Source organism: Symbiobacterium sp. (genome assembly GCF_040797425.1).
Classification (GTDB): domain Bacteria; phylum Bacillota; class Sulfobacillia; order Symbiobacteriales; family Symbiobacteriaceae; genus Symbiobacterium.
Genome location: NZ_JBFNEH010000044.1, coordinates 19,538 through 31,562 on the forward strand (window position 1 = coordinate 19,538; position 12,025 = coordinate 31,562).

The following is a 12,025-nucleotide window of genomic DNA, read 5'->3' on the forward strand; positions in this document are numbered from 1 at the left end:
GTCTCGGTCGTGGCCGACATGGCCGGCTCCCAGTCCCCCAATGGCTGCCTCTTCTGCTCGGGCTGGCCGTCAGCGCCTGGCGTCCGGGCTTCAGGCGGCAGGGTGCGGCGTGATCCGAGACCGAGCCCCCTTGGCGCGCACGGGCGGCCCCGCATTCCGGGGCCGCCCCTCAGAGCGTCTAGAACTGGATTTCGTCCAGCTGGAACAGGTTGTTCTCCTTCATAATCCGGATCAGTTTCGTCGGGTACTCGGGGTCGGTGGCGTAGCCGCCCTTACGCAGGCCCCAGGCGCCCAGGACCGGGTCGCTCATCACCGCCCGGAACTCGGCGTACCAGGGCTTGGTGAGGAGCAGCTCCTTGTGGTCCGCCCAGCTTTCGGCGGGGTCGTTGTAGGCCCGGAAGTACGCGTCCACGGTGTAGCTCTTGCCGTTGTAAACCTCCCAGGTGGTGGAGACGATCGACCCGGCACTGCCCTCGCCCTTGATGCCGAACAGGTTGTTGGAGAACTGGCCGGTGTACTTGTCCACCGGGACGTACTGGCCCCAGCCGGTCTCCAGGATCGCCTGGGCCACCTGCAGGGCCGCGGACATGCCGGTCTGCTGGTACGACTTCACGGCCATGCCGGCGGCGAAGTCCTTGAACTTGGACTTCTCGATGATGGGGCGAGGACCGTAGGTGGGCTCCATGTAGGCCCGCACGTAAATTGGCTCGGTGGAGACGGTCAGCTGTCCGCGATTGAAGGCGTCGGCGTAGACCATCAGGCTGGCGGTGCGGGCGGGGGTCCACTTCACCCACTGGCCGGGCCTGGCGGTGGTGATGAGGCTCCGCACGCCGTTCTCCACCACGTAGAAGCGGATCTCGTCGGCCGGCACGTTGGGCATCGCCATCAGTTCAATCTCGCCGGTGATCACCTGGCCCGGGCCGACCCCGTAGATCCAGAGGCCGGGCTGCGTGTCGATAGTGAAGTGGATCGGCCCCACCCGGTGCACCGTGCCCTCCCAGTCGGTCACCTCGACCGTCAGGGTGTGGGGGCCGTTGTCATCCGGCCCGTAGGTCCACCAGTAGTTGTTTTCCGTGGCCAGGACCTTGCCGTCCAGAATGAAGCGGAGCGACGGGTAAGCGTAGTTGGTGGTCACCGAGAGGGTCCGGGCCCGCCCGGTCACCACTTCCCCGGGCTGCACCGAGGTGAAGACGGTGCGTCGCTCGGCGTTGACGGTGAGCGGCACGGGGTCGGAGCGGTACTCGTTGCCGTCCAGGTCATAGGCGATCACCTGGAGCACCTGTGAGCCGTTGGCCCAGAGCTGCGGGTACCAGGTGACGCTTTCGCCGGGGCCGAGGGTCGCGAGGGTCCAGGTCCCGTCAACGGCCGTCATCTGGTACACCACGTGGGTGGCCACGAAGTTGATCTCGTGCCCGATGGTGATCGGCTTGGTGATCACGTCGCCCGGGGTAACTCCGGTCACCTTGATCTTCGTGTCGGGCCGGACGGTGACGGCCACCGGAGCGGAGTAAACGATCCGCCCGTCGGCGGTGCGGACGCCCGCCATGATCTCCCGCGGTCCGGCCAGGGTCGGGTCAGGGGTGTAGGTATAGGTCGCGTTCACATCGGGGCCGGCGGCGATCATCCGCCCTTTCCGGGTGGCCGGGTCGACCAGGTAGAAGTAGACGTAGTCGCCTTCCAGTCCCACGGCACGCAGGCTGGTGGGCCCGGTGATCACCTGGCCCTGGGTCACGCCCTGCAGCGTGACGGGGCCGGCTGGTGTCTCACCGCCGGTGCCGGGCGACGTCTGCCGGGTGGTGAGGCGGACCGTCCGGCCGGCCTGGTCCCACTCGATGCCCAGTCCCATGGCTTCGGCCAGGGCGCGGACGGGGATGAAGGTGCGGTTCTCTACGATGGTGGCGGGCACGTCCAGCAGCGTAGTCTCCGTGCACTCGGGGTTGATGCAGGCGAGGCGGTTGTCGATCTGCAGCCTGAGATAGCGGTCCCCCTGCGTCACGACGACGGTGCGGTCGGCCTGATTCCAGATCGGTTCCACGCCCAGGGTCTCCACGATGCCGCGCACGGGGGCCAGGGTGCGGTTGTTCTGGATGAAGGCGCCGGGGGAAAGGGGAAGCGGTTGGCCGTCCAGGACGACCTGCACCGGTGTGGCTGCCAGACCGGGAGGGGCGGGCAGCATCGCGGCGAGGAGGGCAAGGGCTGCTGCGGCGGCGAGCCAGTTTCTGGTGCGCATGGTGGACATTCCTCCGGTTGGACAGATGAAGATACAGGGATTACGTCAAATTGGACGGAGTTAGGCCCCGCTGTGTTTCAAGCCAAATTCCGGTTCTCTCCCGCGCCAGGAAGGAGGAAGCGGGAAGGTGTCGTATCGTTGGTGGGTGGGGCAAGATAACGACAAACCATAGCAGAAGAGGTGCAGAAATGCGGCGTTTCCGGTTACCGGTCTACCTGGTTCTCACCCTCGTCCTGCTCCTCACGGCCTGTAGCGGGCGGCAGAACCCGCAGTGGGGGAACCTCCGGCTGACGCTGGAGGAGATCAACCAGACCGACACCCAGTGGTCGGCCCGCCTGGTGCTGACCAATCCCACCGATAAAGTACAGGTCATCCAGTATACCGAGCCCTACCGCTACACGATGGTGGTCACCCAGGGCGACCAGGAGATCTACACGCGCAGCTTCGACAAGCGCGACAAGGAGACGCCCGAGATCCTGAACCTGTCCGCAGGCGTCTCCAAGGAGTACGTGGTCGCCTGGACGTATCGCGATAACGAGGGCAACCGGGTCCCGCCGGGCACGTACAACGTCTCCGTCCGGCTGGAGGCCATCACCGTGGTGCAGGAGGCCGGCAAGACCCAGCCCACGGTCGTCGAGGCCCGGACGATGGGGCCGCTGAAGGTGCAGGTCAAGTAGCCCGCTCATCGGAGTAAACAAAGGGGAGAGGCGCGGCGCCTCTCCCCTCAAGCCTGCTGCCTCCCCGGGGAGCCACCTGGGTGTGAACGGCTGCCCGTCTGCACAGCCGTCTTCACCCGGCTCGGGTGGACGTGTTTGCCGAGGCTGTCTGAGCGGCTCGGGTGGACGTGTTTGCCGAGGCTGTCTGAGCGGCTCGGGTGGCCATGTCTGCCCGAGGCTGTCTGAGTGGCTCGGGTGGCCGTGTCTGCCCGAGGCTGTCTGAGTGGCCCGGGTGGCCGTGTTCGCCTGAGGCTGTCTGAGCGGCTCGGGTGGACGTGTTCGCCCGAGGCTGTCCGAGAGGCCCGGCTGGACGTGTTCGCCCGAGGCTGTCTGAGCGGCTCGGGTGGATGTGTTTGCCCGAGGCTCTCCGGGCGGCCCGGGTGGCCGTGTTTGCCCGAGGCTGTCCGAGCGGCCCGGAATAGCCCGTGCACTCCGAGTCTGCACATCCGGCCAGGCTCGGTCCGTCTGCCCGAGCCTGCTCTGTGGGAACACCGTCCACGCCGGGGGCGTCCGGGTGCGGCATTCCGTTGCTGCGTGGGATTTCCCATTTGAGATTGTTCCGTCCCCGCCTTCTTCCCCGGCCCGTGGGAGCATACCCTGTGCGGGAGGACGGCGGGCCCTGTGCGTACGCGTGATCACGACCCTCCAAAAGGGGTGCGATAGCTGTGACGACTGCCGCTGAGTTGTACCGCTTGTGGAGCCAGGATCCCTACTTCGACGAGGAGACCCGGAGTGAACTGCTGGCGCTGTCCGGCGACCCCGCCGCTATCGAGGAGCGCTTCTACCAGATGCTCGCCTTCGGCACCGGCGGGCTGCGGGGAGTCCTCGGCGCCGGCACCAACCGCATGAACCGCTACATGGTGCGGCTGGCCAGCCAGGCCCTGGCCGACTCGATCCGGCCTCTGGGGGAGGCGGCGATGGCCCGGGGCGTGGTGATCGCCCACGACTCCCGGCGCTGCTCCCGGGAGTTCGCGCTGGAGGCGGCGCTCACCCTGGCGGCGAACGGGGTGGTGACCTATCTCTGGGACAGCCTCCGGCCCACGCCCATGCTCTCCTTCGCCGTCCGGGAGCTGGGCACCACCGCAGGGGTGGTCATCACCGCCAGCCACAATCCGCCCGAGTACAACGGGTACAAGGTCTACTGGGAAGACGGCGGGCAGGTGCCGCCCGACCGGGCCGGCGTGATCCAGGCGGCGATGCGGGCCATCGGCGACATCCGGACGATCCGGCCGATGGCGGAGGCGGAGGCCCGGGCCCGCGGGCTGCTCCGTCCCGTGCCGCCTGCCGTGGACGAAGCCTACATCCGGCGGCTGCTGGAGCTGGTCACGTGTGCTCTGGCGCAGCGGGCGGGACTGCGCATCCTCTACACGCCGCTGCACGGCTCGGGCTACCGCCCGGTGGTAACGGCCCTCGAGCGTGCGGGCTTCTCCGTCACCGTGGTGGCCGAGCAGGCCGAGCCGGACCCCGACTTCCCGACGGTCGCGAAGCCGAACCCGGAGGAGCCCGAGGTCTACGAGATCGCGCTGCGCTACGCCACGGAGCGGGCGGGCCTTGAGCCCTTCGACCTGATCCTGGCCACCGACCCGGATGCCGACCGGCTCGGCGTGCTGGCCCGGGACCGCAGCGGCGGGTACCGGCTGCTCACCGGCAACCAGGTCGGTGCGCTGCTCACGGACCAGATCCTGCGCGCCCGCGCCGCGGCATGCACGCTGCCGGCCAACGGCTGTGTGATCAAGACCATCGCCACCTCCAACATGGTCGCCCCCCTCTGCCGGGAGTATGGCGTCGACCTGTTGGAGACCCACACGGGGTTCAAGTTCATCGGCGACAAGATCAAGGAGTTCGAGCAGACCGGCGAGCACCAGTTCCTGTTCGGCTTCGAGGAAAGCTACGGCTACCTGGGTGCGACGTTCGTCCGGGACAAGGACGCCGTGATGGCCGCCCTTCTGGTGGCCGACGCCGCCGCCCACCACAAGGCCGAGGGCCGCACCCTGGTGGACGCCCTGGAGGCGCTCTGGCGCCGCTGCGGCTACTTCCAGGAGGGGCTGCACAACGTGACCCTGCCCGGCAAGGACGGCCAGGCGCGCATCGCCGCGCTGATGGCCGGGCTGCGGGCCGACCCGCCTTCGGCGTTCGCCGGGGTTCCCGTGGCGTTCCGGGACGACTACGCCGCCGGCACGGGGGTGGAGCTGGCCACGGGCCGCACCTATCCGCTCGCGCTGGCCCGCGCCGATGTGCTGCACTACCGCTTCGCCGACGGCGGCTTCGTGATGGTCCGCCCCTCGGGCACGGAGCCGAAGCTGAAGATTTACGTCTCCGTCGTCGGGCCCGACGAGGCCGGGGCCGTGGCCCTGCGCGACCGGGTGATGGCCGACGCACTGGCGCAGATGGGCCTGGCGTAGCCCCTCCGCATGCACACGGGCACAGGGCAGAGACCGTCGCCGCTCACTCGGACCACGTTCCGCCGATCCAGCATGTTCGCGTGAGGTTTCCTGCAACTCGCAGACCGCCGCGGTGCCTGACCGGATCATCTGCCGGTCGGCGCATCCCGGCGGTATGTTTTATGTTGCCGCTGGATACACTTCCCGTACGTCCCCGATTTGCCTGCCTCCGCCGACAGGATGGCTGGCGTGCGTGTCGAAAGAGGCTTAGACAGTTACGGCTTATATTTGCAGGAGGGACCACCGTTGAAGCTTGCTGATCTGTTGCCGGCCCTGGATTCGGCCCAGGTGCTGGCCGTGCCAGACGTGACCGTAACCGGGATTGCCGCCGACTCCCGGCAGGTGAAGCCCGGCGACCTGTTCGTCTCGATCCCCGGCGCCCACGTGGATGCGCACCGGTTCATCCCGGAGGCCATCCGGCGGGGGGCGGTCGCCGTGGTCAGCCAGCGGCCCTTCGAGGTGCCGCCCGGCATCGGCGCGATCGTTGTGCCTGACGCCCGGTACGCGCTGAGCGCACTGGCGGACCGCTTCTACGACTACCCCTCCAGCACGCTGAAGATGGTGGGCGTCACCGGCACCAACGGCAAGACCACCACGGCCTTCCTGGTGGAGGCGATCGCCCGGGCGGCGGGGCGCACCATGGGCGTGATCGGCACCGCCGGCATGATGCTGGGCCCCGAGGAGATCGAGGGCAAGGCCGGCTACACCACGCCGGAGCCGCAGACCATCCACCGGCTGCTCGCCACCATGCTGCGGCGGGGCGCCTGGGGCGCGGTGATGGAGGTCTCCAGCCATGCGCTGGAGCAGCGGCGTACCGATCACTGCCGGTTTGATGTGGCGGTCTTTACCAACCTCACCCACGAGCACCTCGACTATCACGGCGACATGGAGTCATACTACGCGGCCAAGGCCAGGCTCTTCCACACCCTCCGGCCCGGGGCGACGGCGGTGATCAACGTCGACGACCCCTACGGCCGCCGCCTGGCCGGCGAGCTGCCCCGCGGGGTACGGCTGTACACATACGGAACGGCCGCCGAGGCCGACATCCGGGCGGAGAACGTCCAGCTCACCATCGGCGGCGCCCGCTACCGCCTGATCACCCCGATGGGTGCGGCGGACATCGAGGCTCCGTACCTGTTCGGCCTGTACAACGTGTCGAATGCCCTGGCCGCCGTCGGTGCCGGGCTGGCGCTCGGCTTCGGCGTGGAGCACGCCGTGCGGGCCCTGCGGACCGCCAAGGGAGCCCCCGGCCGGTTCGAGCGGATCGACGAGGGGCAGGACTTCACGGTGGTGGTCGACTACGCCCACACCCCCGACGGGTTCGAGAAGCTGCTCTCGGACGTGGCCCGGATCAAGGAGCCCGGGTCCCGTGTGATCATGGTCTTCGGCTCGGCGGGCCACCGGGACCGCACCAAGCGGCCGGAGATGGGGCGGATCGCCGGCGAGTACTGCGACGTGCTGGTGCTGACCGAGGAGGACCCGCGCACGGAGGATGCCCTGGAAATTGCTCGGGAGATTGCCTCCGGCGTGACCCGCGACGAGGTCGAGATCCTGCTGATCGAGGACCGGGTGGAGGCGATCCACCGTGCCATCCGCATGGCCCGGCCCGGCGACATCGTGCTGATCACGGGCAAGGGGCACGAGACCGACCTGGAGGTGCAGCATCCCACCACCTGGCGGGGCGACGTCCCGACCGCGGTGGAGGCCCTGCAGGAGCGGGCCCGGGAGGAGGCCCGCGGCGTGCGGGCGTGACCGCGTCCGGGCGCCACTGGGCTGGAGACAGCCCGGAGCGTCAGACAGGCCCCGTGTGAGACCTTGGGCATCGTACCTAGGTACGATGCCCATTTTCCATCGTTCGGACCTGTTATGAACTGGCCCTTTTCCGGTAGGATGGAGACAGCGTTACCGGAAGGAGGGCTGCCTCGTGGGGCGGTACTTCGCCGGGCTGCTGCTGATTGCCCTGGGCGTCGTTTTTCTGTTGGAGACCATGGGGTTCGCCCCGATCCGCTCCTCAGGATCGGTGGTCATGATCCTGGTGGGGCTTCTGATCGCCGGCAGGGGGATTGTGGGACGGCGGCCCAACCTGTTCAAGATCGGCCTGGGCCTCTGGATCGGGGCCATCGGCCTTTTCTCCATCCTCTCCCGGGCCGGCGTCACCACCCTGACCGGGGGTGACGTGGCGCGCCGGGGCTGGCCGCTCCTCCTGATTTGCATGGGCCTTTCCCTGCTGCTTGACCGGCGCCTGCGGATGATCGCGATTTTCGCCGGGGGCCGGCGGTCGGCTGAGACTCCCACGCGGATCGTGGGCGACGTGACGCAAGGTGACGAACCCTGGACCCTGGACGAGGACCTGACCCTCTACACCGCCGTAGGGGACCTGCGTCTGGACCTGTCCACGGCCACCATCACACCCGGCCGGCACCGGGTTGAGGTGGAGCAGGTGGTCGGCGACACGCTCGTCTATGTGCCTGACACGGTTTCCGTGTGCGCGAGCGGAGAGACCACGATCGGCGAAGTGGCGATTTTCGGCGACCATCGGTCGGGCGTCGGCCATGTCTACCTGAAAAAGGAGGAAGTCGTCCCGGGGTCCGACGTGGAACTGATCATCGAGGCGCGGCTGCGCATCGGCGACATCCGCATCGAGCGGGTGCCTGGCGCCGGGTTCCGGGTGTAGGGACATGGATGAGCGGCGTGTACTCGGGCTCCAGTGGCGGCTGGTGGCGGCCATCGTGGCCGCCGGGCTCCTGAGCACCGGGATGGCGGCGGCGGGTTTCTGGGTCTCCGTGGCGTACGGCGTCGGGCAGAGCGAGGCTGCGGTGGCAGGCGTGGCTGCCGGCCTGGCCGGAGGGCTGGCCGCCTCGATCTGGGGCTTCTGGCTGGCCCGCGGGGTCAAGCGCCGGCTGTGGAATGCGGGTGAGCTGGCGCTGCGCATCCGGCAGGGCGATCTCTCGGCCCGGCTGCCGGTGGGCGAGCCCGACGAGATCGGCGAGCTGGAGCGGCGGCTCAACCAGATGGCCGAGTATCTGGAACAGGCGGTGGGCGAGCTTTCCCGGCTGGCGGAGCAGAACCGGATCCTGGCCGAGGAGGCCCGGCGGGGCGCCGCCCTGGAGGAGCGCGCCCGCATCGCCCGTGACCTCCACGACACGGTGAACCAGCAACTGTTCGTCCTCTCGCTCCGCACGGCGGCGGTCCGCAGGCGGGTCGTGGCGGAGCTGGCCGGGCGGGTCCAGAACGGCACCGCAGCCGGTGTACCGGCCTCGGGCGGTTCTGCCCAGGCCGCACCCCGGGAAGGCGCTGCGGCAACCAGCCTGTCCCCGGACTCGGCCACACCGGCTCCCGCTGCCGGCACGCCCCCTTCGCCCGCGGGCGCCGTCCTCACGCCTACCCTGGCCGAAGAGCTGGCGGCGCTGGAGGAACTGGCCCGGGCGGCCCACTCCCAGACCCGGGCGCTCATCCTGCAACTCCGGCCGACCACGCTGGAGCAGCAGGGCCTGGGGCCGGCGCTGGCGGAGTACGTGAAGACCGTCGCCACCCGGGAGGGGTGGGAGGTCCAGTTGGAGATCGACCCCGCCATCCGGCTGCGCGGGGCGCCGGGCGAGGCGCTGTTCCGCGTGGCGCAGGAGGCCCTCAACAACGTCGCCAAGCACGCCCGGGCCCGTACCGTCCGGGTGGCGCTGCAGCGGTCCGACGGCCACGTGCAGCTCACGGTGGCCGACGACGGCGTCGGCTTCGACCGGAACACCGGCATCCGTCCCACCGCCGTGGGGCTCGCCGGCATGCGGGAGCGGATGGCGTCTCTCGGCGGCCGCATCCAGCTGCGCACGGCTCCGGGGCAGGGGACGGAAGTGCAGGCGATCCTGCCGGAGCCGACGGGAACGCCGGAGGAGTCGGGGGTGCGGCCGCTCTGACAACTGGGCAGGGATCGGTCGGCGCGGCGAAGGCGCCGTCGTTGGATGCCGCCCGGCGGGCTGAAGCGCAGCGAGGGGCCTGGCCGGACCCGATCCAAGCCGCATGGGCCGGACAGCAGACGGAGTGCATTCGATCGTAGCTGGGCCCGCAGCCCGAAGGGCCAATCCGAGGCCTGGTTGGTGTCGCCAGGATAGCAGAGGACGAAGCCGGGGGCATGGGACTGTGCCGGAGCCCGGCCCACGACGCAGGGGGTGCGCAGGGTGATACGAGTACTGATCGTCGACGACCACAAGATGGTCCGCGAGGGGCTAAAGATCTATCTGGCGACTGAACCGGAAATCACGGTGGTGGGCGAGGCCGAGAACGGCGAGGAGGCCGCCCGCCTGGCCGCCGAGCTGAGGCCCGACGTGATCCTCATGGACCTGATCATGCCCCACGTGGACGGCGTCGAGGGTACCAGGCGCTGTCTGGCCGCTTGCCCGGAGGCCCGTGTGATCGTGCTGACCTCGATGCCCGACGACGACCTGGTGGTCCCTGCCATCCGGGCCGGCGCCCTGTCGTACGTGCTGAAGGACATCGCCGCCGAGGACCTCGCCGAGGCCATCAAGAAGGCGGTGGCCGGCCAGCCGACCCTCCATCCGCTCGCCGCCCAGCGCATGATGCAGGAACTGACGGCTCCCCAGAACTCCCGGGCCAGGGTCGACGAGATCAGCCCCCGGGAGATGGAGGTCCTCCGGCTCATCGCCCAGGGGCTCTCCAACAAGGAGATCGGCGAGCGGCTGTTCATCGCCGAGCGGACGGTGAAGACCCACGTGTCGCACCTGCTGGAGAAGCTGCAGCTGCAGGACCGGACGCAGCTCGCTATCTACGCCTTGCAGAACAAGCTCGTATAAGCGGTGCTGCAGGTGTTGACCCCCGGGCCGTGTGGCCCGGGGGTCATCAGGTTAGCATCGGGGTGGCGGCCCCGGGGGGTCTTCAGGTTAGCATTCGGGCGGTGGCCCCGGGGGTCATCAGGTTAGCATCGGGGTGGCGACCCCGGGGGGTCTTCAGGTTAGCATTCGGGCGGTGGCCCCGGGGGTTTCGGGTGGCATTCCGCGTAATGGAGTTCGGGTGTGTCTGGTTTCGCTGCTCTCCACTGGTCTTGATGGTTCTCCTGGGTTGCCCGTGGGCGTGCTGTCCAGGGCCCTTTTCTTCACCGGCAGGGGCAGCGGCGCCCGCCGACGATAGGCCTTGCAGAGGTCCTCCAGGTGAGCTATGAGTAACTCCTGGCCGTCCAGGCAGCGCAGCGGGAGGCGATCTGGGATGAGGCGCAAGATGCCGGAAACCGAAAGATCTTGGCTGTGTACTGGGACGAGCAGGATGCCGCGCTGGTGACAAATCGCCAGTTTGATGAGATCACGCGCCTGCCGAAGCCGTGCAGCCTCTTCATCAGGGTAAAGCGCGGTCGGGCCGTAGTGCTGTGGCCCGTTAAACTCGAAGCCCACAGCCTGGCTGAAGTAAAGCCGATCAACCTGCAACCGTTCGCAGGTCAGGGGATTGATAAGGAAACCGGGCCAGGCGTTATCCTCAAAGTCCTGGCTGTCAACCGTGAGGTTGAGGAGTTCTCGCATCAGCCCCTCTCCACGGTAGGGCTCCTTTTCCAACCGTCGTTCTAACTCGGCGATGGCTCGCATCTGCGACTCGAGATGGGGGTTGCTCACGGTGACGAAAAAGGAACCGTACCGGCCGGGGCGAGCAATTTCGATCCACCCGTGTAGGCGCAAGACTTCGAGGGCGCGCTTGACTGTATTAAGGCAGGTGTCGGTGACGAAGCAGAGTTGATCGTAAGTGACCTCCACAATAGATTCGCGGAAGCCTGGCAGCAGTTGAAACGTCGCGTACAGCACTTTGGCCTGGGCGCTGAGATCGGTCCTGAGCAGGTCAACCGGCATAACTGCAGAACAGTCGCAGGACTGACAGACTGGCATCACTTCACAGAGACCGAACTGACGTAGCACGTTGAGGCCGCTGTTCAGACCCGACAACGATAATCCTGCAAACGCCGCCAACTCACGTTTGCTTCGGGGCTTCAGTTGGAGCCCAGCCCATACGACCTTCGCCACCGGGGTTAATCGGCGGTCTAGAATCACGGTCCCGGGCACTTTGACTTGCCCTGGTCGGATCTCGAGCACCATGCGGCATCACCAGAATATACGTTCGCCAGCCAGGAGTAATTTCCTGCTGGTTCAGTAGCTAATTCCCAGTCTCGCGCTGCTCAACTCAAAATCCAGGTACGGATGAGCGGCTAGTTGACTTCGCCGCAGCGTCTTGAGTTGGCGTTACGCCATCCGGTCAACCGTTGGGGTAGGAGTGGACCGGGCGTCTTGGTCGCAGCTGGCAGTCACGTTGTCCCGGGGAAGGTGCGGAGACCGTATCACGGGTGGAGGGTGTCAACAAACAGCCGGGCCGGTCGTCGCAGGTGTGCTGGAAGTTGACACTCCGGGCGGCTGTGGCAACTACGGAGTTCCGGCAGACAAGTTCAGGAAGGGTCCCAGCCGGTTCGACAACCGAAATTCGGTTTCGATCGGAGAGATGAGGGCAGTGCTCAGCGTCGGAGTGTCAAGAAAAAGCCGGGGCGGAGGCGGCAGGGGTGCTGAAAGTTGACACTCCCGACGGCTGCGGCGATTGCGGAGTCCGGTCAGACACGTAGAGAAAGGGGTCCAAGCCGGGCCGACAACCAGATTTTGGGT

At 67.9% G+C, this 12,025-nt stretch carries 8 protein-coding genes; 6 read left to right on the plus strand and 2 right to left on the minus strand.

Annotated features, from left to right (window positions below; genetic code table 11):
• Window positions 1-178: 178 nt before the first annotated feature.
• Complete coding sequence (locus AB2385_RS13185) at window positions 179-2,230, minus strand: glucosaminidase domain-containing protein (protein WP_367655479.1); 2,052 nt, start codon at window positions 2,228-2,230, stop codon at window positions 179-181.
• Window positions 2,231-2,418: 188 nt separating this feature from the next.
• On the opposite strand from AB2385_RS13185, the gene AB2385_RS13190 reads away from it, so the two are divergent.
• The 6 genes from AB2385_RS13190 to AB2385_RS13215 all read left to right on the plus strand — a co-directional run bounded on the left by AB2385_RS13190 (window position 2,419) and on the right by AB2385_RS13215 (window position 10,189).
• On the plus strand, window positions 2,419-2,907 hold the full coding sequence (locus AB2385_RS13190; protein ID WP_367655480.1) for a BsuPI-related putative proteinase inhibitor: 489 nt from the start codon (window positions 2,419-2,421) through the stop codon (window positions 2,905-2,907).
• 704 nt (window positions 2,908-3,611) lie between these two features.
• Entirely contained in the window at window positions 3,612-5,348 is a 1,737-nt protein-coding gene (locus AB2385_RS13195) for a phospho-sugar mutase (protein ID WP_367655481.1), read from the plus strand.
• 285 nt (window positions 5,349-5,633) lie between these two features.
• Window positions 5,634-7,139, plus strand: a complete 1,506-nt coding sequence (locus tag AB2385_RS13200) for a UDP-N-acetylmuramoyl-L-alanyl-D-glutamate--2,6-diaminopimelate ligase (RefSeq protein ID WP_367655482.1) — start codon at window positions 5,634-5,636, stop codon at window positions 7,137-7,139.
• A gap of 172 nt (window positions 7,140-7,311) precedes the next feature.
• Window positions 7,312-8,061 (plus strand): LiaF domain-containing protein, encoded by a 750-nt coding sequence (locus tag AB2385_RS13205; RefSeq protein ID WP_367655483.1) that lies wholly within the window; start codon window positions 7,312-7,314, stop codon window positions 8,059-8,061.
• Window positions 8,062-8,065: 4 nt separating this feature from the next.
• Window positions 8,066-9,295: an ATP-binding protein gene (locus AB2385_RS13210; protein WP_367655484.1), complete on the plus strand. Its 1,230-nt coding sequence runs from the start codon at window positions 8,066-8,068 to the stop codon at window positions 9,293-9,295.
• Between the two features lie 261 nt (window positions 9,296-9,556).
• A complete protein-coding gene (locus AB2385_RS13215; protein ID WP_367655485.1) occupies window positions 9,557-10,189 on the plus strand; it encodes a response regulator in 633 nt (210 codons plus the stop codon).
• Between the two features lie 153 nt (window positions 10,190-10,342).
• Here the strand turns inward: AB2385_RS13215 and AB2385_RS13220 are convergent, their stop codons facing one another.
• Complete coding sequence (locus AB2385_RS13220) at window positions 10,343-11,470, minus strand: ArsR family transcriptional regulator (RefSeq protein WP_367655486.1); 1,128 nt, start codon at window positions 11,468-11,470, stop codon at window positions 10,343-10,345.
• Window positions 11,471-12,025: the final 555 nt, after the last annotated feature.